Origin of the sequence: Paraburkholderia sp. BCC1876 (genome assembly GCF_902833695.1) — a bacterium.
Classification (GTDB): Bacteria; Pseudomonadota; Gammaproteobacteria; order Burkholderiales; family Burkholderiaceae; genus Paraburkholderia.
The window spans coordinates 767,128-790,247 of record NZ_CADFGI010000003.1; the positions used below are offsets into that span (position 1 = coordinate 767,128).

General features: G+C 63.6%; 22 protein-coding genes. 6 read left to right on the plus strand and 16 right to left on the minus strand.

The window, feature by feature from the left end; translation table 11 throughout:
- Positions 1 to 31: 31 nt before the first annotated feature.
- A complete protein-coding gene (locus tag HWY05_RS15245) occupies positions 32 to 550 on the plus strand; it encodes a cupin domain-containing protein (protein WP_176058837.1) in 519 nt (172 codons plus the stop codon).
- 112 nt (positions 551 to 662) lie between these two features.
- On the opposite strand, the gene pyrF is transcribed toward HWY05_RS15245, so the two are convergent.
- The 11 genes from pyrF to HWY05_RS15300 form a co-directional block, all read right to left on the minus strand.
- Positions 663 to 1,478, minus strand: coding sequence for an orotidine-5'-phosphate decarboxylase (gene pyrF, locus HWY05_RS15250; protein ID WP_035548658.1), 816 nt, complete (start codon positions 1,476 to 1,478; stop codon positions 663 to 665).
- Between the two features lie 207 nt (positions 1,479 to 1,685).
- On the minus strand, positions 1,686 to 2,747 hold the full coding sequence (locus HWY05_RS15255; protein ID WP_035548660.1) for an aldose 1-epimerase: 1,062 nt from the start codon (positions 2,745 to 2,747) through the stop codon (positions 1,686 to 1,688).
- Between the two features lie 269 nt (positions 2,748 to 3,016).
- Complete coding sequence (locus HWY05_RS15260; RefSeq protein WP_176058838.1) at positions 3,017 to 3,946, minus strand: SMP-30/gluconolactonase/LRE family protein; 930 nt, start codon at positions 3,944 to 3,946, stop codon at positions 3,017 to 3,019.
- Positions 3,943 to 4,743, minus strand: coding sequence for an SDR family oxidoreductase (locus HWY05_RS15265; protein ID WP_035548666.1), 801 nt, complete (start codon positions 4,741 to 4,743; stop codon positions 3,943 to 3,945). The genes HWY05_RS15260 and HWY05_RS15265 overlap by 4 nt, the downstream gene beginning before the upstream one ends.
- A gap of 28 nt (positions 4,744 to 4,771) precedes the next feature.
- On the minus strand, positions 4,772 to 5,788 hold the full coding sequence (araH, locus tag HWY05_RS15270) for an L-arabinose ABC transporter permease AraH (protein WP_035548669.1): 1,017 nt from the start codon (positions 5,786 to 5,788) through the stop codon (positions 4,772 to 4,774).
- A 54-nt stretch (positions 5,789 to 5,842) separates the two neighbouring features.
- The gene (gene araG / locus HWY05_RS15275; protein ID WP_035548672.1) at positions 5,843 to 7,381 is read right to left on the minus strand and encodes an L-arabinose ABC transporter ATP-binding protein AraG; all 1,539 of its coding nucleotides are present in this window, start codon (positions 7,379 to 7,381) and stop codon (positions 5,843 to 5,845) included.
- A 137-nt stretch (positions 7,382 to 7,518) separates the two neighbouring features.
- The gene (locus HWY05_RS15280) at positions 7,519 to 8,517 is read right to left on the minus strand and encodes an arabinose ABC transporter substrate-binding protein (RefSeq protein ID WP_035548675.1); all 999 of its coding nucleotides are present in this window, start codon (positions 8,515 to 8,517) and stop codon (positions 7,519 to 7,521) included.
- A gap of 159 nt (positions 8,518 to 8,676) precedes the next feature.
- Complete coding sequence (locus HWY05_RS15285; protein WP_035548676.1) at positions 8,677 to 9,456, minus strand: SDR family oxidoreductase; 780 nt, start codon at positions 9,454 to 9,456, stop codon at positions 8,677 to 8,679.
- Complete coding sequence (locus HWY05_RS15290; RefSeq protein WP_176058839.1) at positions 9,453 to 10,133, minus strand: 2-dehydro-3-deoxy-6-phosphogalactonate aldolase; 681 nt, start codon at positions 10,131 to 10,133, stop codon at positions 9,453 to 9,455. The genes HWY05_RS15285 and HWY05_RS15290 overlap by 4 nt, the downstream gene beginning before the upstream one ends.
- A gap of 36 nt (positions 10,134 to 10,169) precedes the next feature.
- Positions 10,170 to 11,261, minus strand: coding sequence for a 2-dehydro-3-deoxygalactonokinase (locus tag HWY05_RS15295; protein WP_176058840.1), 1,092 nt, complete (start codon positions 11,259 to 11,261; stop codon positions 10,170 to 10,172).
- The gene (locus HWY05_RS15300; protein ID WP_176058841.1) at positions 11,258 to 12,283 is read right to left on the minus strand and encodes an IclR family transcriptional regulator; all 1,026 of its coding nucleotides are present in this window, start codon (positions 12,281 to 12,283) and stop codon (positions 11,258 to 11,260) included. Before HWY05_RS15300 ends, HWY05_RS15295 begins: the two co-directional genes overlap by 4 nt.
- Before the next feature lie 978 nt (positions 12,284 to 13,261).
- Between HWY05_RS15300 and HWY05_RS15305 the strand changes: the two genes are divergently transcribed.
- Positions 13,262 to 13,714 carry a hypothetical protein gene (locus HWY05_RS15305; protein ID WP_176058842.1) on the plus strand — a complete coding sequence of 151 codons (453 nt, stop codon included), beginning with the start codon at positions 13,262 to 13,264 and terminating at the stop codon, positions 13,712 to 13,714.
- 760 nt (positions 13,715 to 14,474) lie between these two features.
- On the opposite strand, the gene mtgA is transcribed toward HWY05_RS15305, so the two are convergent.
- From mtgA to mpl, 5 genes are all read right to left on the minus strand, one after another.
- Positions 14,475 to 15,197, minus strand: a complete 723-nt coding sequence (gene mtgA, locus HWY05_RS15310) for a monofunctional biosynthetic peptidoglycan transglycosylase (protein ID WP_035548687.1) — start codon at positions 15,195 to 15,197, stop codon at positions 14,475 to 14,477.
- Between the two features lie 50 nt (positions 15,198 to 15,247).
- Complete coding sequence (gene aroE, locus HWY05_RS15315) at positions 15,248 to 16,111, minus strand: shikimate dehydrogenase (protein ID WP_176058843.1); 864 nt, start codon at positions 16,109 to 16,111, stop codon at positions 15,248 to 15,250.
- Positions 16,108 to 18,261, minus strand: a complete 2,154-nt coding sequence (locus tag HWY05_RS15320) for an RNB domain-containing ribonuclease (protein ID WP_176058844.1) — start codon at positions 18,259 to 18,261, stop codon at positions 16,108 to 16,110. The genes aroE and HWY05_RS15320 overlap by 4 nt, the downstream gene beginning before the upstream one ends.
- Positions 18,262 to 18,477: 216 nt before the next feature.
- On the minus strand, positions 18,478 to 19,080 hold the full coding sequence (locus tag HWY05_RS15325; protein ID WP_176058845.1) for a YqiA/YcfP family alpha/beta fold hydrolase: 603 nt from the start codon (positions 19,078 to 19,080) through the stop codon (positions 18,478 to 18,480).
- On the minus strand, positions 19,077 to 20,471 hold the full coding sequence (mpl, locus tag HWY05_RS15330) for a UDP-N-acetylmuramate:L-alanyl-gamma-D-glutamyl-meso-diaminopimelate ligase (protein ID WP_176058846.1): 1,395 nt from the start codon (positions 20,469 to 20,471) through the stop codon (positions 19,077 to 19,079). The genes HWY05_RS15325 and mpl overlap by 4 nt, the downstream gene beginning before the upstream one ends.
- A gap of 207 nt (positions 20,472 to 20,678) precedes the next feature.
- Here mpl and HWY05_RS15335 point away from each other — a divergent pair, with 207 nt between their 5' ends.
- From HWY05_RS15335 to accB, 4 genes are all read left to right on the plus strand, one after another.
- Positions 20,679 to 21,332 (plus strand): hypothetical protein, encoded by a 654-nt coding sequence (locus HWY05_RS15335; RefSeq protein WP_035548703.1) that lies wholly within the window; start codon positions 20,679 to 20,681, stop codon positions 21,330 to 21,332.
- A gap of 10 nt (positions 21,333 to 21,342) precedes the next feature.
- The gene (locus HWY05_RS15340) at positions 21,343 to 21,891 is read left to right on the plus strand and encodes a TlpA disulfide reductase family protein (RefSeq protein WP_035548706.1); all 549 of its coding nucleotides are present in this window, start codon (positions 21,343 to 21,345) and stop codon (positions 21,889 to 21,891) included.
- 194 nt (positions 21,892 to 22,085) lie between these two features.
- Complete coding sequence (aroQ, locus tag HWY05_RS15345; RefSeq protein ID WP_176058847.1) at positions 22,086 to 22,541, plus strand: type II 3-dehydroquinate dehydratase; 456 nt, start codon at positions 22,086 to 22,088, stop codon at positions 22,539 to 22,541.
- 69 nt (positions 22,542 to 22,610) lie between these two features.
- Complete coding sequence (gene accB / locus HWY05_RS15350) at positions 22,611 to 23,084, plus strand: acetyl-CoA carboxylase biotin carboxyl carrier protein (RefSeq protein ID WP_035548710.1); 474 nt, start codon at positions 22,611 to 22,613, stop codon at positions 23,082 to 23,084.
- Positions 23,085 to 23,120: the final 36 nt, after the last annotated feature.

The following is a 23,120-nucleotide window of genomic DNA, read 5'->3' on the forward strand; positions in this document are numbered from 1 at the left end:
TCAAAGCTAAGCATTGGGGAGCCGCGAAACCATGTCCGAATCACGCGCCGCCACGGCCAAAGACGAACTGATCCGCCGCTTCGATCTGAAGCCGCATCCCGAGGGCGGATTTTTCAGCGAGACGTACCGGTCGGCCGGGCGCGTGATGCGCGATGGTGAGCCGGCGCAGACGCGCTCGGCGTCGACCGCGATCTATTACCTGTTATGCGACGGCGCGCATTCGGCGTGGCATCGGATCAAGTCCGACGAAGTCTGGCATTTCTACGCCGGCGAGCCGCTGAACGTTCACGTGCTCGATGAAAACGGTGCGCTGATCACCCACAAGCTGGGCAATGCGCTGACGCATCCGGATGCCGTGTTTCAGGCCGTGGTGCCGGCGGGCTTGTGGTTCGCCGCGGAGTGCGCCGATCCGTCGACGTTCGCGCTGGTGGGCTGCACCGTCGCGCCGGGATTCGAATTCAGCGAGTTCGAACTGGCGGATGTCGACGCGTTGAAGGCGCGGCATCCTCAGCATGAGGGCTTCATTGAAAAACTAAGGCCGGCGGTTTAGCCGGCCTTGCTTGAGCGGAGCGCGTAGACAGCGCTCCGGAGAATTGCGGTGGAACAGTCTCAGCAGAAACGCGCCGCCATCAGAAACCGCAGCACATTCCTCGCCGAAAACCTCACCGGAATGCGTTGATCCGATCCCGCGTTTCCATCGCGGCTTTCGCGGCGGCGTCGGCGAAATCGTCGCCCTTGCTCGCGTAGATAATCGCGCGCGACGAGTTGATCAGCATGCCCGTGCCATTCGCGGTGCGGCCCGCGTTGACGGTCGCCTGCACGTCGCCGCCTTGCGCGCCGATGCCCGGAATCAGCAGCGGCATATCGCCGACAATCCCACGCACCACTTCGATTTCCTTCGGGAACGTCGCGCCGACCACCAGCGCGAGCTGACCACTCGCATTCCACTTGTCGGCCGCCAGCTGCGCGACGACCTGATACAGCGGACGGCCGCCGGTTTCCAGAAATTGCAGATCGGAACCGCCCGGGTTCGACGTGCGGCACAGCACGATCACGCCCTTGCCTTCGTGCTCCAGATACGGCTGGATCGAATCGAACCCCATGTATGGATTGACCGTCACCGCGTCGGCTTGATAACGCTCGAAGGCTTCGCGCGCGTATTGTTCGGCGGTGCTGCCGATGTCGCCGCGCTTCGCGTCCAGAATCACCGGCAAGCCCGGATGATTCGCGTGAATGTGCGCGATCAGTTGCTCGAGTTGGTCTTCCGCGCGATGCGCGGCGAAGTAGGCGATCTGCGGCTTGAACGACGACGCGTACGGTGCGGTGGCGTCGACGATCGTGCGGCAGAACTCGAAAATCGCTTCGGGGCGGCCCGCGAGCGCGCCCGGAAATTTGCTGGGCTCGGGATCGAGGCCGACGCACAGCAGCGAGTTGGTGCGCTGCCAGGCGTCGTTGAGTGTCGGGATGAAATGGGACATGGAGGTCTCGCGGCGAGCAGGTGAACGGAAGTGGCGCGTATTTTACCCGTCCTGCGCAAGGGGCCGCGACGCGGGGCGTGCTTTGCACGCGGCGGCGCGGTTTCCCGGCGTTGAACTCCCGCCGCGAGCACTACGGTCACCGCGACACCCCGCTCGCCATCGCGCCCGCTTCGCTCGGTGCGTTACCGCCACCGCTTCGCCCAAACGTTATTGCCGCCGCTTCGTTCCACGTGCGCCCGGCATCGAACGCAAACCCGTCCGCTCGACAGTAAACCGGAACGTCCGCGTCAGCCGCTCGCCGCGCTTCAGCAAGGTCATGCCGTTTTCGCACGCGCCGCCGGCCAGGTTCATCGCGTTGATCGGATGATCCACCGGCTCGAAGCAGAAGAAGTCTTCGCCCGTCGGCGTGTACAGCACGTAGTAGTCGGTGTCGGCGGAGATATTCAGCGACAGTCGGCGCTTCGGCCACACCACGGCCGCCTGCCCGCTCCAGCCGGTAAAAGCATGATTGACGACGGTATCCGGCAACGGATACGCCACCCCGAATTGCCACGCCGGCGGCGCCGGCACATGGCGCACCGGCAGCCAGTCGTCGCCGGACAGCCACAGGCCGCCGGCCGCCGCCGACAACTCGGTATCCGCGTCGCGCACAAAGAACGGATGCACGCCGAGCCCGAACGGCAGCGCCTCGCGCCCCGCGTTTTCGATTTCGAGCGTGACGGCAAGCGTCGGGCCATCGAGCGTATAGGTTTGCGCCGCGCGGAACGCGTACGGTTTGCCGTCGTGGCGATCGAGCGTCAGGCGCACGCTTTCGCGCGCCGACTCGGCCACCTGCCACGCCGACAGCCAGCCGTCGCCGTGAATCGGCAACGGTTCGTCGGCGCGATTGCGCGGCACGTCCACGCGCCGTCCCGCCACATCGAAACGACCGCCGCCGATGCGGTTCGAATACGGCAACAGCGGATAACAGGCCAACTGGTTTGGTTGTGTATCGGCCGCGACATGGCGGCAGCGCCGGAAAATCGGCGTCAGCGCGCCGTCGTTGCGCCAGTCGAAACGGGTGATGCCGCCGCCGAGCGTCGGCGCGACGTCGAGGCGCAAATGGGTATTGGCGAGCGTGATGCACGCGAGCTCGCCGCCGCTGCTTTCGCCGACCGCCACCGCCGACGTGCTCGGCCCCGGCAGCACCGGATTGGCCGCCGCGGCAAGTCGCGAGCGCCGGCTCTGGGAGGTCGGCGGGGCGGCGGAAACAAGATTCGCAACAGTCATAGCTGACTCCATCGAGAGGCGTTGGACATGGCCGTCATCGCTGACGGATGCTGTTGGGCGATTTTCTTGAACCGGTCGCCTCTGGGTCCTGCAATGCAGGCTAATAATTTGCGGGCACTGGGATCGCGGCATTTACGGCTGAATCGATTTCAAGGTCACTGCGTAACGCGTGATGCGTAAAGCCTGGTACGTGCGACGAGATGCCTGAGCGGCAATCGACGCTACCGCCCCAAGCCGCCGCCCTGAAAAAGCGGCTGCGTCATTCTGCGCTATGCGGGCGCACCTTGGAACACCGCTTCCGGCAAACCCGCCCTTTCGACACGCGCGACGAACACGCCACCCGCGCCTGCGTCGTTCGCGAGCGCCGCAGAATCGAGACCGATGCGCGCGCTGGTGACGTAAAGCGTGTCGAGCTGCGCGCGCCCGATGGTCGTTCCCTGCGACGCGCCGCCCAACGCGACGCAACTGGGCTGCGCGGTCGGCACGTCGACGCGCTCCGTTTCCACGCCGTCGGGGCCGTAGCGCACCACGCGCCGGCCGCCCCACTGCGCGTTCCACAATCCGCCGTCGCGGTCGACGGTCGAGCCGTCGGGTTCGCCGGTGGCGTCGGTCAGCGTGGTGAACAGACGGTCGTTCGCGACGCTGCCGTCGGCGCGATAGTCGCAGGCGCGAATTTCACGCGTCGGCGAATCGCAGTAGTACATCGTGGCGCCGTCGGGACTGAACGCGATGCTGTTCGAAATAGCTGGCGCCGGCAACGGCAAACGCTCCAGCGACAGATCGTGATTCAGCCGATAAAACCCGCCCACCGCCTGCAACGGCGAGCCTTCGTCTTTCGTGCCGAACACGAAGCGCCCCTGGCGGTCGCAGCGACCGTCGTTCACGCGCGTGTTCATGCCGGGTTCGACGTCGACGATTCGGCGCGTCTTGCCCGTCGTCAGATCGAAAAACGCCAGATGCGTGGCCAGACCCAGCAGCAGATAGCGCGGGTCCGCGCACAGCGCGAACGTGGCGAGCCGCTCCGGCATGCTCCATTGCGTCGTGTCGCCGTCGCTCGGGTCGTAGCGCCACAAACAGGCGCCTTCGATATCCGTCCAGTAAAAGCGGCCGGTGCTCGCGCACCACGTCGCGCCTTCGCCGAGCGCGCATTGCGTGTCGAGCAGCAGCGCGGCCGGCTGCGTGCGCGGACTCGCCGTCACGCCCAGCCTCCGTCCACGATGAGGTCTTGTGCGGTGATCATTTTGCTGTCGTCGGCGGCGAGGAAAAGCGCCATGCGCGCCAGATCGGCCGGTTCCAGTTCCGCGTCAATGCACTGGCCTTCCTTGATCGAACGACGGCCCGCGTCGTCGAGCCACAGGCGCTTCTGCTTCTCCGTCATGACCCAGCCCGGCACCAGCGTATTCACGCGAATATTGAAGTGCCCAAGGTCGCGCGCGAGGCCGCGTGTCAAACCCTGCACCGCCGATTTCGACATCACGTAGACCGGATACCCGCCGTTCTTCAGCATCCAGCTAATCGAGCCGAGATTGATGATCGAGCCGCTGTTGGCAGCCTTCATGTCTTCCATCACCGCTTGCGCCGCGAAGAACTGGTGACGGATATTCACCGCGATACCCGCGTCGAAAAACTCGCGTGTGACTTCGCCGATCTGGTGGCGTTTGTCGTTCGCCGCGTTGTTCACCAGCACCTGGATCGGGCCGAGCGCGGCTTTGACGTCGGCGATCGCTTTTTGCAGCGCGTCGACGTCGGTCAGATCGCAGGGCAGGAACAGCGGTTTGTGTTTGGAATCGCCGAGTTCGTCGGCGAGCGCCTCGCCGGCGCTCGCGTCGATATCGAAGAACGCGACGCGGGCGCCCTGCGCCGCGAAATGCTCGACGAACGATGCGCCGATGCCGGTCGCGCCGCCCGTGATCAACACCGTACGGTCGACGAGACTCGGATAGCGCGCGAACGCGGTGTCCGCGAGACGGGCGTTTGCATTGGCCGGAGACGACATCGTTCGATTCCTTTCAGAGCTAGGTAAGTTAATCCCGCGAACCGCGGTTCTTCAACTGGTCGAGCAGCACTGCGGCCAGCAGGATCGCGCCACGCACGAGGTACTGATAGAACGCGTCGATGTTCATCAGGTTCATCACGTTTTCGACCGTGCCCATGATCAGCACGCCGATCACCACGCCGGAAATCGTCGCGCGTCCGCCGAGCAGCGACACGCCGCCCAGCACGCACGCCGAAATCACGTTCAGCTCGAAACCTTCCGCGGCATTCGGTTGACCCGACGTAATACGCGACGCCAGAATCACACCGGCCAGCGCCGTCACCGCGCCCTGGATCAGGAAGATGTAGACGCGCGTGCGTTCCACATTGATACCGGCCAGACGCGACGCTTCCGGATTGCCGCCGATTGCCAGCGTATTACGGCCGTACACGGTCTGGTTGAGCATCACGCCGAACACGATGAAGCACAGCAGCGTGACCCAGATCGGCAGCGACACGCCGAAAAAGCTCAGCCCGCCCAGCGCGATGAAGGTCTCCGACGACACGCCGACCGCTTGACCGTGCGACACGATGAAGCCGAAACCGCGAACGATTTCCATCGTCGCGAGCGTGGTAATCAGCGCGTTGATGCGCAGATACGCGATCACCGCGCCGTTGACGAAACCGATCACCGCGCCCGCCGCCACCGCCGCGATAATCGCGATGAAGGTGTTGCCGGTCGCGTTGAGCACCATCGCGCACAGCACGCCGGCGAACGCGACCGTCGAACCCACCGACAGATCGAAATCGCGCGACGCGAGACAGAACATCATCGTGCAGGCGACCATGCCGATCTGCGAGATCGACAGCGCGAGACCGAGCATGTTCTCAATGGAGAAGAAATGGTCGACCGTGAGCGACATCGTGACGAACATCACCACGAAAATCACGATCAGGCTGTACTCGGTGACGTGTTGCCACCATTTCGTCTTGTCGGTGGTCTGCGGAATCAGCGCATCGGCCGCGCCTTTGACGGCTTGTTGCGCGAGGTTTTCTCTAGCTTGCATGTTGAAGACTCCTCCCGTTCCCCACGGGTTGCCGGACTTTCGTCCAAATGATGGTCAGGCTGCCTGCTGAGCGGCGGTCTGGGTTCCGGGTAGTGCGGTCGAGCTTTGCGGCAACGCGAGGCTCAACACAGTTTGTTCCGATGCATCTTTGCGTAACAGTTCGCCGGAAATCCGACCCTGGCGCATCACGACGATCCGGTCGGACACGCCGAGTACTTCCGGCAACTCCGACGAAATCATCACGATCGCGCAGCCGCGTTCGGCCAACTGGTAAATCACGTTATAGATTTCGTGCTTCGCGCCGACATCGATGCCGCGCGTCGGTTCGTCGAGAATTACCACCTTCAGATCCGGCTCGGCGAGCCAGCGCGACAGAATCGCCTTCTGCTGGTTGCCGCCCGACAGAAAACGGATTTTCTGGCGACGGCTCGGCGTCTTGATCTTCAGCAGCTTGATGAAACGGTCGGCGGTTTCCGCTTCTTTCTTGCGGTCGAGGAACATGCCCGCGCGCAGATAGTGACGGCGGCAACTGATGTTGATGTTCTCCGACACGGTCGCCATCGCGACAATGCCTTCTTCCTTGCGGTCTTCCGGGCACAGCACGATGCCGTGGCGAATCGCTTCGCCCGCGCTGCGCACCTTGATCGGCTTGCCGTCGAGCACGATTTCGCCGGCCTTGCGGTGATCCGCGCCGTACACCAGGTGCATCAGTTCGCTGCGGCCCGCGCCCACCAGACCGAAGAAGCCGACGATCTCGCCGCGCCGCACCTCGAAGCTGGCCGGCTGCGCGAGCGCATGGCCTTCGATCGCTTTCGCCGCGAAGCGTACTTCGCCGAGCGGCCGCGCCGAGTAGTTATAGATGTCGCTGATCTCACGCCCCACCATCTCGCTGACGATGGTGTCGCGCGTCACGCCCTCAAGCGTGGGATGCGACGCGATCTTGCGGCCGTCACGGAAAATCGTGCAGGCGTCGCACAACTCGTAGATCTCGTCCATGCGGTGCGAGATGTAGATCATCGCGCGGTTGTCGGCGCGCAGGTCGCGCACCAGCTTGAACAGCACTTCGGTCTCGCGATGGGACAGCGAACTGGTCGGCTCGTCCAGCGCGATCACACGCGCGTTGCGCAGCAGCGCCTTGCAGATTTCGACCATCTGCCGTTGCGCGATCGAGAGCTTGCGCAACTTCGCGTTCGGATCGAGCGCCACGCCCATCGCTTCGAGCCGTTCGCGCACGAAGCGTTTGGCTTCGCGCTTGTTGACCCAACCGAGCGAGTTCGGCAGTTGGCCGAGCAGCAGGTTTTCCGCGACCGTCAGATCGGGCACGTATTGCAGTTCCTGGTGAATCACCGCGATCCCCGCCGCGATCGACGAAGCCGCGCTGGTGAAGCGCACCTCGTTGCCGTCGATCATGACGCGGCCCGAGTCGGGCTGATATTCACCACCGAGTATCTTCAGCAGGGTCGATTTCCCTGCGCCGTTTTCGCCCATCAGGCCGTGCACCTGGCCGACGTTGACGTCGAAGGACACACCGTCGAGCGCACGCACGCCTGGAAAGACTTTGCCGATATTGTCAAAACGTAGCGTCGCTGACACTTCCGCCTCCTCTGTTTGTCTCAACTACTCATCCTGCTTATCTTGTATTGCTGCTGCCGGTGCGCCCAATCCCTGGAGAAACGACGCACCGGCAGTTCACTTCATCGCACTGCGTTTGCTGCGATTTTGCTGACGCCTTACTTCGACGCGAGGCCCATCTTTTCGCGCACGTCGGCGACGTTGTCACGCGTAGCCAGCATGCCGGTTGTCAGCGTGAGCATCGGCGGTTCCTTGCCTTGCGTGATCCAGTCGTACATCAGCGTCGAGGTCTCTTCGCCATGGCGCTTCGGGCTGATGATGACCGTGCCGTAGAAGCCCGTCGGCGTCGACTTCTTGAACTCGTTCAATGCCGAGTCCGAGCCGCCGATGCCGATACCGATCATGTTGTCCGCCTTGAAGCCGCGGCTTTCCGCTGCGCGCACCGCGCCGAGCACGCCTTCGTCGTTCAGCGCGTAGGCCACCCAGTGCTTGTATTGCGGGTTCTTCGTCAGCGCGATGTTGGCGGCGTTGAAGGCGTTTTCCGTGTCGGTCTTCGCTTGCGGCGCCATCACGATGTTCGCCTTAGGGAAGCCGGCGGCGACCAGTGCGTCGGTCGCGCCGCTGGTGCGGTCATGCGCGGTCGGCAGTTGTTCGTAGGTCACGTCGATCGCGCCGACATCCTTCATGTCCCAGCCGCGCTTCTTGATTTCCGCGGCCAGGCCGTCGCCGACCTGCTTGCCGATGTTGTACGCCGAGATGCCCATATGCGGCACCGATGCGATCGGCTTGCCCGCACCGTCGACCAGACGATCGTCCACCGTCATCATCTTCAGGCCGTCGGCCTTCGCCTTCGCGACGATGCCCGGTCCGAGCTTGACGTCGGGCGTGCAGATCACGAAGCCTTGCGCCTTCTGGGCGGCCAGGTTGTCGATTGCGCTCATCACCTTCTCGCCCGACGGCGCGCCGATCTTCACCAGCGTGAAACCCTTCTCCTTGGCGGCCATTTCGGCGAACTTCCATTCGTCCTGGAACCACGGTTCTTCCGGCTGCTTCACAAGGAAGCCGATCTTGACCGGGTCCGCCGCCTGCGCCACCGGTGCGTTGAAGAGCACACCCGTCGCCGCTGCTGCCAGCGTGAGGAAAATTCTACGTTTCATGATGCGTGTCTCCTGACTAATTAATTGATAACGAGAAGGTTATTGGCCGCGTCTTCTTGTACCGGGTATGACACACGCGGCCAGCGCGTCGTCCGGTGAACTCATTGCGCCCCAGCGCAATTTGGGTACTGCGAAACCGATGCAACAGTGCTGCAAAAATCAGTCGTGATACAGCGCCGAGCGACCGCCATCCACGGTGATGCAACTGGCGTTGATGAACGGCGCTTCGTCCGACGCGAGAAACACCGCCGTCATCGCCACTTCTTCCGGACGACCGATGCGTTTCATCGGCTGCAGATCGAGCGTGGCCTGCTGCGCCGCCGCCGGATCGGCTTGTTCGTTCCACCAGTCATGCGTCAATTGCGTTTCGATGTAACCCGGCGCGATCGCGTTGACCCGCACATTGCGCGGCGCGTATTCGATGCCGAGCGCGCGCGTCAGGCCAATCACGCCGTGCTTCGCGACCGGGTACGGAAAACAGCCCGGAATGATCTTGAACGAATGCGTCGACGCGATATTGATGATGCTGCCCGCGCCGCGTTCCACCATGCCCGGCAACACCGCGCGGCAACCGTTCCACACGCCGTCGAGGTCGACCGCGAAGCAGCGGCGCCAGTCGTCGTCGGTCATGGTCAGCGGGTCGCAGAACACGTTGATGCCGGCGTTGTTCACCAGCACGTCCAATTGTTGGCCGAAGGCCTGTTCGCCCTCGCTCACCGCGTGCTGAACCGAGGCGGACTGAGTGACGTCGGTGCGCACCGCGAGCACGCGCGCACCAGTTTGCGAGCGGATGCGTTCCGCCGTCTGCTGCGCGCTGTCGAGATCCAGCTCCGCCAGCACGACCGCCGCGCCCTCGCGGGCGAAGGCAAGCGCGATCGCCGCGCCAATGCCGCGCCCGGCGCCAGTGATCAACGCGGCTTTGCCGGCGAGCCGTGTCATTTCTTCGCCCCGGCGCGGGCAATCCGCAGACCGTTGATGAACGCCTTCGCATGCGAGCTCGTCACGGCCGCGCTCTGGCCCGGCTTGTACAGCGCGGAGCCGAGGCCGAAACCGTTCGCGCCGGCGCTAAGAAACGGCCCCATGTTGTCCGGCGTGATGCCACCGACGGGCACCAGCGGCACCTGCGCCGCGATCACCGCGCGCCAGGCTTTCACGACCTGGCAGCCGAGCTGTTCGGCGGGGAACATCTTGAGCACGTCCGCGCCGTTCTTCAGCGCGATGAAGGCTTCGTTCGGCGTCGCGACGCCCGGCGAGCAGGCCATGCCTTGCGCTTTCGCGGCGATCACGACTTCCGGGTCGCTGTGCGGCATGACGATCAGCTCGCCGCCCGCCGACTTCACTTCGTTGACGAAGCTCGGATGCAGCACGGTGCCCGCGCCGACGATCGCGTCGGCCGGCAACGCCTTGCGGATCGCCGCGATGCTGTCGAACGGCTGCGGCGAATTCAACGGCACTTCGACGATGCGAAAGCCCGCTTCATAGAGCGCCTGAGCGTGGTCGGCCGCGTCGGCGGGCGTCACGCCGCGCATGATCGCGATCAGCGGACATGCCTCGAAGGCCGCGATCAGACCCGCGTGCGGCATATACGGTGCGGGCAAATTGATATGAGGTTGCATGTCGATTCCTTGTTTCGTGAGCGGCGGCGTGGCCGTTTAGCCGGCGCGCGCCGCGTGGGCGGCCGGATTGACCAGTCCCGCCTGCGAGGCGACGCGCCACAGGCCGCGCTCGGTGGCGTGCTTGACCAGTTCCGCCTGGGTGCAGCCGAATTGCGCCAGTGCGAGGCGATAGCGTTCGCACAGCGCTTCATTGCCGATCAGACGCAGGCTTTGTCCCGCGACCGAATTCTGTTGCTGCATCAGCACGGCTTCGAGGCCGGCCAGTTCGTGGCCGATCAGCAGGCCCGACAGATAGTCGGGTTGCTGCTCGCGCGACAGTTGTCCGGTGAGACCGAGCGTGCGGGTGCTGAAGATCGTGGCGAGCACACCAGCCTGACCCCGGTCGCGGGCGATTTTCACGCCATGCAGGAAGGCGGCGGTGTCCGCATGGTCCGGCGTCAGCATCGTGCGGCCGAGGATCGTGTGATCGCGCAGCGCCGCGAATACTTCGCCGGTCATGAAGGTGTGAAAACGTTCGATGCGGTTGGCGTGCACGATCGCCCATTTGGCGTGCGTGCCGGGCAGGCCGATCAGGGCGCGTTTGGCGGCGGTATCCGTGTTCGCGGCGTTGTCCGCGTTCGCTTCCTGGCCGAGCGCGCCGAAAATCTGCGTCTCTTCGCCGCGCATCACGTTGGGCAACTCACCGCGTTGCAGCACGCCCGGCACGATATGCAGCGTCACGCCGCATGCCGCTTTCACTCGGACGATGCCGGCCACCAGCGCTTCGGCACTCGCCGGCGCCTCGACGTACGGCGCTTCGACCCAGCCCTGCGCGCTGCCGACCATGCCGGCTGCGATCACCGGCACGCCGGGCGCCTGCTTGAGCCACGCGCCGCAGGCGTCTTCGAAAGCCGCGTCGAAACCGCCTTGTTCAGCGGGACGCGGCAGATTCATGATGCCGGCCGTCGAGGCGTGCGTGGCCAGCACTTGACCGTTTGCGTCGAAGAGATACGCGCGCAGCGAGGTCGTGCCCCAGTCGAGCGCGATCAGCGCGGCCTGGCTGAAATTGGCCGCGACGACATCCGCCACCTCTACCGCTTGTGCGGCGACGGGAGGTTTAGCCGGTGTGGAGGAACCCGCTGACTTCATCGTTTGATCCTGCGAGTTGCGGGTTGCGGGGCACGCCAGCCGAGTTCCTCCGAGATTGCGCGCGCTTCGCGCTGCACGACCGGGATCAGTTCATCCATCCGTTCCAGCGACATATACGGAATCGTGCTCGCCACTGAAAGCGCCGCCACGACGGCGCCCGACGCATCGCGCACGGGCGCCGCGACGCAGCGGATCGATGCCTCGTTTTCTTCGAGATCGAAGGTATAGCCGCCGGCTGCGTAGCTGGTCATGCGCTGCATGAAGGTCTGCGCGTCGGGACGGTTATCCGGTTTGAAGCTGACGCCGGCGAGCGCGCGACGCGACGCGTCGAACAGCGACTGCCAGACGTCGGGCGTGAGGTCGAGCATCATCGCCTTGCCGATTCCCGTCGACGCCAGCGGCATACGGTGACCGACGCGCGAGCGCATTTCGAGGCCACGGGTGCCGGGGATTTTGTCGATGTAGAGCACGTCGTCGCCGTCGCGCACGCCGAGGTGAATCGTGTCGAGCGTTTGTTCCGCGAGCGATTCGAGATGCTGACGCGCGACCGCCGTAAGCGGCATCTGTTCGAGCGCGATGGTGCCGAGTTCGATCAGCTTCGGGCCGAGCAGATAGCCGCCTTGCACCTGACGCAGGTAACGCGCCTGGACGAGGCTGCTGACCAGCCGATGCGTGGTGCTGCGGGTCGTGCCGAGCGCGGCGCCGAAGGTGCGCAGATCGCGTACGCCGGCGGCGGCGGCTTCGAGAATCGCGAGACCGCGGAGCAGTGTTTGTGTGCCGGCTTGTTGCGGGGTGATGTCTAGCAGCGTGCTGGGGAGGGCGATTTCGTCGGCTGCTGGGCGCTGGGTGGGCGCGGTCGCTTTTGGGCTGGCGTTTGCGCTCGCTTTTGCGTTTGCATTGCTGGCTGCGTGCGGCGGTTTGGCCGTGATCGGCTCACGCTCGGCAGCCTGCGTTCCGTGGTCGGCTGGCAGCGCCAGGTCAGCTTCGGACGCGCTCGCGGCGTGGGGCATCGCTTTGTTCATGGCGATTCGCTTTTCGATGGTTTTTTGCGCTTACAGCGCGGGGCCGGAGAGGTGGCCTGATTTGCCCGCTTTGCACGCTTTGCCACTGGCGTGGTGGGGCTGCCTTCGATTGGTTGGCATGGTTTGGTTTGTCTCCGGTTTTTTTTGTTGCTGTCGCTTGGGCGGGGACTTTTTTGTCGCCGCTGTGCGTGTTGGAGTGGATTCTAGGGCGGTTTTTGGAAAGCTCCAATATGTGAGTGTTGGATTCATATAATGGGATTTTTTGGTGCTTTGGGCTCGTTTTGGGCTGGGTTCTCGCAGTGTTGGCCTTTCCTTGCTTTGCTTCTGGTCTATTAGCGTTTGCCCTGTGCAGGCGGCACTCACTTTCTTTGCCGCCGCAAAGAAAGTAAGCAAAGAAAGCGGGCTCACACCGCTAATTCTTAAGCGGGTCCCCCGCACAGCCACGGTAGTGGCTCATCTGGAATCTGAGTCCTCGCACCTTCCACGCTCGTGACAAGGCCGTCATTCTTCCGGCGGCGCTTCGCGCGCCGTCGCGGTTGTTCACGCACGGCCCCTGCTAAGCGGGGTCCTCGCGCAGCGGCGGTAGTGGTGCATCTGGAATCGGGGTTCGCGCGCATTCCGCGCCGTGACACAGCAGTCATTCCTCCCGCCTCGCGCTGCGCACTCGCCGGAACGGCCGGCGTCGAAACGACGTCAGTTTTCAGACAGCGGCAAGCACGCTGTCGCAAACTCTCAAGCAATCGCAATCGCAATCGCAATCGCGCACAAGTAGCGCAGATTCAATCGGCATCGCTGATTACCTTTAACTCTGACAAGTCTGTTGAGAAATTTCGGAAATGAGGCCGTTGCGCTCTATTTAGCCTGCGCGGGTGATCACTCGACGGGCCGTAGGTTTTAGACTCGTTTTGTCGTGCATGTCACGACAAACAGGTTTCGAAGCCTGTCGCACGTGGAACTCCACAGCATTGGAGATCGCACATGAGCAAATCCCCCAAGAATTCTCGAACCGCATCACGGCCGTGTATTGACGCGATTCAGTACGAGAAACTGGCGTTATCTGCTTTCCGGCTTGTTGAACGGCAAATAGCGCAACTGAATACACTGTCGACGCTAGCGACTTCGATTTACCAGAACCCAGCCATCACGCTCGACGAAAGAACACGCCAGCGAACGCTACTCGGACTTTGGGTCGAAACCGCCGAGGAATATCGTCAAGAGGTCGAGGTGGACCGTGAGTTGTACGGCATCATCGCGCTTGATTCGAAGGGTGTTCCTCAAATGCAACTTACGACGCGCCACGCAACGGAGCTCCTGACAAAAGCCGCGCAACAGGCATCGGAAGCTAGCGGGAGTACTTCTGCAACCGGTTCGATTCCGAGCAAGCGAGTTCGCTCGAAAACATCATCGCGGCGTCCGGTAGTTACGCACTGAAAGTGACTCGCGGCAATTTCGTCGCGACGGAAAAAACCGCGATCATGAACCGCACTCGAAAACACAGACGGGCACGCCTTTTGGGGTGCCCGATTTGCTGAATGTGCATTGTCGCTTTCGGTATTAACGCAGCACAATTTCAAGCGCAGATTATTTGTCGTGTTGATGAAGCTACACCGCTCCGACACCGGCATTTCCGGTGCGTGAGGTGCGCCCGGACTTCTGCACGCAAAGCACGTGCATTTGCGCCGAATATAAGACGCCAAGTACATTCACGGCGCTTCGTCGAGTCGAAATCGAGAGCGCTCGCTACGCAAGCGTGGCCACTATTCCAGCGGACCGTTCCGGCGAGCGCGCAGCGCGAGGCGGGATGAATGACTGCTGTGTCACGAACGCGGAATGCGCGAGAGCCCAGATTCCAGATGAGCCACTACCGCTGCTGCGCGAGGGCCCCGCTTAGCAGGGGCCGTGCATGAACAACCGCGACAGCGCGCGGAGCGCCGCCGGATGAATGACTGCTGTGTCACGAACGCGGAATGCGCGAGAGCCCAGATTCCAGATGAGCCACTACCGTGGCTGTGCGGGAGACCCGCTTAAGAATTAGCGGTGTGAGCCCGCTTTCTTTGCTTACTTTCTTTGCGGCGGCAAAGAAAGTAAGTGCCGCCTGCACAGGGCAAACGCTAATAGACCAGAAGCAAAGCAAGGAAAGGCCAACGCCATAAAAAACACCACCAAAGCGCCGCGCAGGCAAAAACCCCGATTAATCGGGCAATTCAGCAGCGCCCATACGCCGAGCAATAACCCTGGACCGCTGCGCCAAATACCCTGACCCTCGATGCTCATCAAAATACTTAGGCTGCGGCAGCATAACCGCCAACCTGGCCGACTGCCCGGCGGTCAGCTTACTGGCCGAAGTTTTATAATAATAATGAGCCGCGGCTTCAGCCCCATAAACCCCATTCCCCCATTCAACGGAGTTGAGATAGATTTCAAATATCCGCTGCTTATCCATCAAGGTCTCAAGCATCCAGGTAATAATAAGCTCCTGCCCCTTACGGATATAACTCTTCTCCCGAGACAAAAACAGATTCCGCGCCAGCTGCTGAGTAATGGTGGAACCACCGCGAACAATCTTACCCTTGGCCTTATTCCGCTCCCAAGCCTGCAAAATAGCATCGGTTTCATAACCATTGTTATTAACAAAATTCGCATCTTCAGAAGCAATAATCGCCCGCTTCAGATTGTGCGAAATCTGTTCATACGGTACCCACGTATGCTGCAAAGCCAGATCCGGCCGATCCTGCGACAACCGCCACGCATCCGACCGCATAAAAGCCGTCGAAGAAGGATTAACGGAATTCCACACCGCAATCTGCGCGAAATAAAACGCCTGCGTCGCCAGCCACGCAATCGCCACCACCATGCCCAGATAAAACATCCATCGCACCGGACCTGGCCGGCTCACGTGCCGCGTCGCTGTCATCGTGCTTCCCGTCCTCGAATCGGTGAATTCGGCAAAGTGAACCGCCCGCCCTACGCGTGCGATGGCGCACTCAATAACACACGCAACTCGGCCAGCACCGGCGCGCCGTCAGGCCGCACGCCGCGCCACACGTAAAACGATTCGGCAGCCTGCTCGACCAGCATGCCCAACCCGTCCGCGCCGCGCGCACCCAACTTGCGCGCATGCTCCATGAACACCGTCGGCTGCGCGCCGTACATCATGTCGTAAGCCAGCGTGCCGCCGCCAAACGCGCGGTCGTCGCACTCGGGCAACGACGCGTCCAGGCTGCCCGCCGTCGCGTTGACGATCACGTCGTAAGCGCCCGCCTCGATCGCTCGCGCGCTGCCGCCACTCAGACGGCACGCGGCGGCGCGCGCGGCCTGCGCGAACTGGTCGACCAGCGCTTCAGCCTTGGCCGCCGTGCGGTTGACGATGGTCAGCGTATGCGGCGCGCGGTCCAGCATCGGCAGCACCACGCCGCGCGCGGCGCCGCCCGCGCCCAGCAACAGAATGCGCGCGCCCTTCAACGACACGCCAAGATTCACTTCGATGTCACGCACGAGGCCGAAGCCGTCCGTGTTGTCGCCATAAACGCCGTTTGCGTCGAAACGCAAGGTGTTCACCGCGCCCGCAGCAGCCGCGCGCGGCGACAGCGTGTCGGCGAATGCATGCGCGTCGAGCTTGAACGGCACGGTCACGTTCAGACCGCGTCCGCGCGCTTCGACAAACGCGCGCACGTGCGGCACGAACGCATCCACCGGCGCCAGCAGGTGGCCGTACTCGACCGGCTCGCCGGTCTGCGCGGCAAAGCGCCCGTGGATGAACGGCGATTTGCTGTGGCCGACCGGATTGCCGATCACCGCGTAACGATCGAGAGAATCGGTCGAGTTCATCGTCCCGGCTCCGCGATGTGCTGATCCGCGGCGGCATTGGTGGCATCGGTTGCGTCGGTCATGCCAGCGCCATCCGCGCTTTGCGCGTCGCTGTCGCCCTCGGCGCTCGCTTCGGCACCGTCGAGGTCCGCTTCGGCCTGAGCCTCGGCTTCGCCTTCGGCGCTGTCGTCCGGCGCGTCGTTGATCTCTTCTTCGCTCTCGTCGGCTTCCTCGGCTTCTTCAGCCTCGCTACCGCTCGTCACGGCCGGCGCGTCGAGCACGTGCAGCAGACGCACGGACGCTTCGACGGTCAATTCGTCGAGCGACATGACTTCCATCTGCAGACGCGTACCGCGTGCATGCACGCCGAGACCCGGCACATGCAGCAGCAACGGAATCTCTTCGAGGCGCACCAGATCGCCCTTCACCACCGACGCCACCACCTGCTTGCGGTTCTCCTGCTTCAACCAGCGCAAGCACCAGAAGTACTCCATGCGACGCTGGTGATCGGCATACGCGCTGTAGGTGTCGTCGAAACCTTGTACGACGGCGAACAGATCGGCGTCTTTCGGCTTGAACGGCGCGGCCAGCTTCGCGGTCACGCCATGCTGCACGCACGCGATCAATTGCCACTGATTCACCAGGTCGACGTAACGGCGCAGCGGCGACGTGCTCCACGCGTATTGCGTGACGCCGAGGCCTTCGTGCGGCGCGGCGTTGGTCTGCATGCGGGTGCGCTTCGGGCCGGTCGGCGCGCCGAACGCGCGCTGCGTGCGATAGATGCCCGGCACGCCGTGGTCGTGCAGGTACGCGCCCCACGACGAGTTGGCGAGAATCGCCAGTTCGGCGACGATCGTGTCGAGCGGCGAACCGCGCCGACGCGGCGTGATCGTGATGTGCTCGCCTTCCACGTAAAAATTGAAGTCGGTATTGCGCTGCACCTCGCGGCGCAGACCGTAAACGGCGCGCGCGGCCTGGCGCTTTTCGAACAGCGCCTGCGCAAACGGCCACAGCACGGCGATGTCGTCCTTGTGTGGATACTCGCCGGTGCCGGCGGCGAGCGCCTCTTCGGTGACGAGTTCGTCGAGCGTGTTGTGACGCAGATTGTTCTTCACGAACACGCGCTCGGCGCGCGTTTCGCTCGCGACGATCTCCTGGGTCTCACGGTTGACGATCACATACAGCGACAACGCCGGACGCAAGCCGCCCTCGGCCAGCGTGAACGCTTCGACGACGCTGTCGGGCAGCATGGTGATCTTGTCGCCCGGCATATAGACGGTGGACAGGCGTGTGCGAGCGATCTCGTCGACCTCGTCGCCACGCTGAATGCCGAGCGCCGGCGCGGCGATGTGCACGCCGATCCGCAAACGGCCGTCGGCGAGATGCTCGACGGAGAACGCGTCGTCGATTTCAGTGGTGGTGATGTCGTCGATCGAGAAGGCTTGCACGTCGGCTTCCGGCAAATCTTCCGGCAAGCTGCCGACCGTGACCGGCGGAAAACCCGTGCCGTGCGGGAAAAACTCCGACAGGAATTTCGCCTCGTGCAGCGCGCGCGCCGACGGAATCGCGCCGTTGTCCAGCATCAAACGCGCCTGCGAAATGCCGCGCGCCGCAGCGGCCGCTTCGAGCGCCTTGTATTCGATCGTGTTCTTGTCAGGCTTGGTGAGCAGCCCCAGCGCCTTGCTGCCGGTGAAACCTTCCGGCAGGCGGCCAGCCTTCAGCTCGTCTTCGTAGCCCGCTTGCACCAGCGCCTGCTGACGCTTGCGCTCGAGGCCGGCCAGCGCCATCTTCAGTTGTTCCTGCGGCGCGCGCTGATACATGCCGCGGCCCTTGCGGCGGAAGTACACCGGCGAACCATGCAGGCGCAGCACCAGAGCGGCACGCTCGATCGCACCAAAGCTTCCGCCGAAGTACTCCGCGCCCAATGCGGCGAACGGGAATTCGTCTTCCGGCGCGCACTCCCACAGGAAGTCCAGATCGATCTCCTGCGCGGCGGTGTCGGCTTGTTGCATCAGCTCGGCCGCGCTCGGTTTTTCGAATTCGATCAACACGTCTTTGGCGCGCACCTTGGCACGCCGGCCGCCCGGCAACTCGACCTGAAAAGCATCGCCCTGGCGCGACAGCACGCTGCCCGCCTTGAAACTGCCCGATTCCTCGAAGAAAACGTTCACTCAATACTCTCGTTCTGACTTGCATCTGCCGGCGCGTCCGACCCGGTTCGGCGATCGGTGACTTGCGTGCGCGGCACGGCAACGTGTTCGTGGTAGTGGATCCGCGGCGCGATGCGCGCGCCGGCGGGTTGAAGCTGGGTTGAATCCTGTTGAAACTGTTTGTGCAACGCGGCAGGCGGCTTACTGTCGCACGCCGGTTCGCCGGACCGTCCAGACTCAGGCGGCCTCGCGCGGCGCCGGCGGTTCGACGTCTTCCGCGCCGCAAAAGGCCAGCACCTCATCGACGTATTGCGCGAACTCGCTGATCGCGTGGTCGCTCCCTTCGATCAGCGTAGTGCGTGCGCCCGGATAGTGCGCGAGCATTTCGCGGTAGTCGAGCACTTCGTCGCCAGTGGCCGCCAGCAAATAATAGCGCTCGGGCTGCGTGATCGACGCGACACCGAGCGCGCGCAGCTCGTCCAGATGATGCGGCTCGACGACGATACTGCCGCCGCCATGCCACAACGGTTGCTCGCCGAGATAGGCGCTCAGGTCGCGCTGCGGCACCACCGCCGGGTTCAACAATACCGCCGGCCAGCCGTGTTTTTCCGCCAGATACGTGGCGAAATAGCCGCCGAGCGAACTGCCGATCACCGTGACGCGCTTCGTGCCGGCCGCGGCCACCAGCGATTCGACCAGCGCCACCGTCTCAAGCGGCGACACCGGCAGCATCGGGCAGCACCATTCGTCGCTACGACCCAGTTCGACCAGACGCGCCGCCAGCACGCGCGCCTTGAACGAATTGGGCGAAGAACGGAAACCGTGCAGATAAAGAATCACGAAGCGCCTCGCGCGGAAAGAGCGTCGAGCAGCTTCTGATGCACGCCGCCGAAGCCGCCGTTGCTCATCACCAGAATCTGGTCACCGGGGCGCGCGGCGTGAACCACGGCTTTGACCAGCGCGTCCAGATTGTCGAAAGCCTGCGCCTTGCCGCCGAGCGGCGCGAGCGCCTCGCCGAGGTTCCAGCCGAGCGCGTCGCGACCGGCGGCCGCGCCGTAGCCGAATACGAGGTCGGCGTCGGCAAGGCTGGCCGGCAATTGCGCTTTCATCACGCCCAGCTTCATGGTGTTCGAGCGCGGCTCCAGCACGGCCAGAATCCGCGTATTGTCGCGGCCGACGCGCGCGCGCAAGCCGGCCACGGTCGTATCGATCGCGGTGGGATGATGCGCGAAGTCGTCGTACACGGTCACGCCGTCGACGCTGCCGCGCACTTCCATGCGGCGCTTCACGTTGCGAAAGCTCGCCAGCGACTGCGCGGCCTGCGCCGGCGGCACGCCGACATGGCGCGCGGCGGCGATCGCGGCCAGCGCATTCATGCGGTTGTGTTCGCCCTGCACCTGCCACTCGACCACGCCGACGCGCGCGCCGTTGTGATACACGGCGAAACGCTCGTCGACCGGCACGCCGTCTTCCGCCGGCAGGGTTTCCCAGCCGCCCTGCACGCCGAAACGCTCCACTTCGCTCCAGCAACCGCGCGTCAGCACACGCTCCAACGCGTCTTCACGGCCGTTCGTCACAACCCGGCCGATGCCGGGCACCGTGCGGATCAGGTGATGGAACTGCGTTTCGATCGCGGCGAGATCCGGGAAGATATCAGCGTGATCGAACTCCAGATTGTTCAGCACCGCGGTCTTGGGGCGGTAATGGACGAACTTCGAGCGCTTGTCGAAGAAGGCCGTGTCGTACTCGTCGGCCTCGATCACGAAGAAACTCGAATCGGTCAGCCGCGCCGACACACCGAAATTCAACGGCACGCCGCCGATCAGGAAGCCCGGATTGAGGCCGGCGTCTTCGAGCAGCCAGGTCAGCATGGAACTGGTGGTGGTCTTGCCGTGCGTGCCGGCCACCGCCAGCACCCATTTGCCGTTCAGCACATGCTCGCCGAGCCACTGCGGACCGGACACATACGGCAGGCCGCGGTCGAGAATCGCTTCCATGAGCGGGTTGCCGCGCGAGACCACGTTGCCGATCACGAACAGATCCGCGTTCAGGCCGTTCAACTGGTCGGCGTCGTAACCCTCGATCAGGCCGATGCCCTGCGCCTCGAGCTGCGTGCTCATGGGCGGATAGACGCCGGCGTCGCAGCCCGTCACGGTATGACCCGCTCCGCGCGCGAGGACCGCGAGACCGCCCATGAACGTGCCGCAGATACCGAGGATGTGGATGTGCATAAGCCTGTCGTGCCGCGCGGGCGTTTTTTGCGTGGGATGGGAGTGCAGAAGAGCGGCCGGAACGATGCCGAAGCGACCGTCTGCGAAGGACGCTATTGTAACCGACGGCTCCCGATCGCCCTATGCGGGGCCGGCCGTTCGGCCAGCATCGGGGCGTAGCGCCCGGTGGCGGAAAGTCGCGCCATCAATCTCTAGTATCATTGCCGGATGGTCCGCAAATCACATTTCGATCCCCTGCGCGTGCGCGAAGAAATCGCTATCGCGGCTGCCAGGATGATCGCCGAAGACGGTCTCGACTACGCCACGGCCAAGCGCAAAGCGGCCCGGCAGGTAGTCGGCGAGAGCCGTGTTGCCGGCGAATGGCTGCCCGATAACGACCAGATCGAAGAAGAAATCCGTGAATACCAGTCGCTCTTTCAGGGCGACAGCCAGCCGCTGCTGTTGCGGCGCTTCCGCCGTGTCGCGGTCGACTGGATGGAGCGGCTAGCGCCGTTCAATCCGTATCTGACCGGCGCGGTGCTCGGCGGCACGGCCGGCGAGCACTCGGACGTTCATCTGCAGGTGTTCTGCGACAACCCGAAAGAAGTCGCGATCTACTTCCTGAACGCCAACATCCAGTACGACGTCTCCGAAACGCGGCATTTCGCCGGACGCGGCTACGTCGAAACGCTGAGCTTCCTGTGGCGTCCGGCAAACGAAGGGCGCGAGGCGGAGCCGGTCGGCATCCACGTCGCGCTTTACGAAACCGACGACCTGCGCGGCGCGGTGCGCGCCGACGCACGCGGCCGCACAGCCCGGGCCAATCTGCAAGCGGTTCAAGCGTTGCTCACCAGCAGCGAAGCTACCCCTTCTACTAATTAGACTGATAACCATGAATACGAGACGGATTCTGACAGGCGCGCTCGTCGCGATCGTTGCCGCCTGCGGCGGCGTGCTGGCCAATCACTGGTTCAGCGGCGACAGCGAAGTCGCCCACGCGGCGCAAACCACAGTCGCGCCGAGCGCGGTCGAACAACTGTGGGCCGCGCCGGTCACCACCGTCGACGGCAAGCCGCAGTCGCTAAGTTTGCTGAAAGGGCACCCAATCGTCGTCAACTTCTGGGCGTCGTGGTGTGGCCCCTGCGTCGAGGAAATGCCGGCGCTGTCGCAACTTCAGCGCGATTACGCGAAGAAAGGCATCCAATTCGTTGGACTTGGCGTCGATTCGGAGAAAAACGTCCAGGCGTTCCTGCAAAAGGTGAAGGTGGCGTACCCGATCTACATTACCGGCTTTGGCGGTGCCGACCTGGCGCGGGCCTTCGGCAACAACGCGGGCGGCCTGCCGTTCACCGTGGTGATCGACGCCAAAGGCAATGTGCGCTCGACAAAATTAGGCCAAATCAACCCGGAAGCGCTCCGGCAGACCCTCGACGCGCTTTAAATTTCACATTCTTTTAACGCTCGATTCCTGCCGGTACGCGCAAAAATACGCGCAAATCGCATGAATTTGAGAGAAGATGGGCGCCCGGCGCGACGGCAAATCGCCGCCCGCGTCGCTCGTTACGTGCGGGAAACTAGACAAGTTTCTCTAATCAGCGCTAAAGTGCGCCCAATTCCACGGAAAAAGAAGCGACCATGACGCGACTGCTGGTACTGCACGGACCCAACCTCAACCTTCTCGGCACCCGGGAACCCGAGGTCTACGGTCGCGTGACCTTGCCGCAGATCGATCAGGCGCTGGCGGACCGCGCAGCGGACGCAGGCGTCGAACTGGCGTCGTTCCAGAGCAACCACGAAGGCGCTCTGGTGGATCGCATCCAATCCGCCCGGACTGAAAAAACCGATTTCATACTGATCAATCCCGCCGCGTACACGCACACCAGCGTGGCCATTCGGGACGCACTGGCGGGGGTCGGCATCCCGTTCGTCGAGATTCATCTGTCGAACGTGCATCGTCGCGAACCGTTCCGGCATCACTCGTATTTCTCCGACCAGGCTGAGGGCGTGATTTGCGGCCTCGGCTGGAAGGGATATATGTACGCGCTCGAATTCGCGCTCGACCGGCTCGCCGCCGGTTCGTCGCGCGGCTGATTCCAAACACGTCTAATTTGCGCCGGCTGCGTATGCGCCGGCACTTTACGCATTGAAAGGGGCTTCCTGATGGATCTACGTAAACTGAAAACTCTGATCGACCTCGTCTCGGAGTCTGGTATCTCCGAACTCGAAGTGACCGAGGGCGAAGGCAAGGTGCGCATCGTCAAGAACGCGCCGCCGGTTTACGTGCAACCGTCCGCCTCGTACGCGCCGCAATACGCGCAGCCGGCTCCGTTCCCGGGCGGCGAAGCGCCTGCCGCGGCCGCAGCAGGCGCCCCGGCTACGCCGGCGCCGGTCGTCCCGCAAGGTCACGTGGTGACGTCGCCGATGGTCGGCACGTTCTACCTCGCGCCGTCGCCGGGCGCCGAGCCGTTCGTTCAGGTGGGCGACACGGTCAAGGAAGGCCAGACGATCTGCATCATCGAAGCGATGAAGCTGCTCAACGAGATCGAGTCGGACAAGGCCGGCGTGGTGAAGGAAATCCTCGTCGATAACGGCCAGGCGGTCGAGTATGGCCAACCGCTGTTCGTGGTCGGCTAACGCGGCACGCTTTGCGCTTTTTGCGCCTGCCGCCCG

Bases quoted from the DNA above. Each gene is read 5' to 3' on its own strand.
- HWY05_RS15245 (WP_176058837.1), top strand. From the start codon at position 32: ATGTCCGAATCACGCGCCGCCACGGCCAAAGACGAACTGATCCGCCGC.
- pyrF (WP_035548658.1), bottom strand. From the start codon at position 1,478: ATGTCCCATTTCATCCCGACACTCAACGACGCCTGGCAGCGCACCAAC.
- HWY05_RS15255 (WP_035548660.1), bottom strand. From the start codon at position 2,747: ATGACTGTTGCGAATCTTGTTTCCGCCGCCCCGCCGACCTCCCAGAGC.
- HWY05_RS15265 (WP_035548666.1), bottom strand. From the start codon at position 4,743: ATGTCGTCTCCGGCCAATGCAAACGCCCGTCTCGCGGACACCGCGTTC.
- araH (WP_035548669.1), bottom strand. From the start codon at position 5,788: ATGCAAGCTAGAGAAAACCTCGCGCAACAAGCCGTCAAAGGCGCGGCC.
- HWY05_RS15280 (WP_035548675.1), bottom strand. From the start codon at position 8,517: ATGAAACGTAGAATTTTCCTCACGCTGGCAGCAGCGGCGACGGGTGTG.
- HWY05_RS15285 (WP_035548676.1), bottom strand. From the start codon at position 9,456: ATGACACGGCTCGCCGGCAAAGCCGCGTTGATCACTGGCGCCGGGCGC.
- HWY05_RS15290 (WP_176058839.1), bottom strand. From the start codon at position 10,133: ATGCAACCTCATATCAATTTGCCCGCACCGTATATGCCGCACGCGGGT.
- HWY05_RS15295 (WP_176058840.1), bottom strand. From the start codon at position 11,261: ATGAAGTCAGCGGGTTCCTCCACACCGGCTAAACCTCCCGTCGCCGCA.
- HWY05_RS15300 (WP_176058841.1), bottom strand. From the start codon at position 12,283: ATGAACAAAGCGATGCCCCACGCCGCGAGCGCGTCCGAAGCTGACCTG.
- HWY05_RS15305 (WP_176058842.1), top strand. From the start codon at position 13,262: ATGAGCAAATCCCCCAAGAATTCTCGAACCGCATCACGGCCGTGTATT.
- mtgA (WP_035548687.1), bottom strand. From the start codon at position 15,197: ATGACAGCGACGCGGCACGTGAGCCGGCCAGGTCCGGTGCGATGGATG.
- aroE (WP_176058843.1), bottom strand. From the start codon at position 16,111: ATGAACTCGACCGATTCTCTCGATCGTTACGCGGTGATCGGCAATCCG.
- mpl (WP_176058846.1), bottom strand. From the start codon at position 20,471: ATGCACATCCACATCCTCGGTATCTGCGGCACGTTCATGGGCGGTCTC.
- HWY05_RS15335 (WP_035548703.1), top strand. From the start codon at position 20,679: ATGGTCCGCAAATCACATTTCGATCCCCTGCGCGTGCGCGAAGAAATC.
- HWY05_RS15340 (WP_035548706.1), top strand. From the start codon at position 21,343: ATGAATACGAGACGGATTCTGACAGGCGCGCTCGTCGCGATCGTTGCC.
- aroQ (WP_176058847.1), top strand. From the start codon at position 22,086: ATGACGCGACTGCTGGTACTGCACGGACCCAACCTCAACCTTCTCGGC.
- accB (WP_035548710.1), top strand. From the start codon at position 22,611: ATGGATCTACGTAAACTGAAAACTCTGATCGACCTCGTCTCGGAGTCT.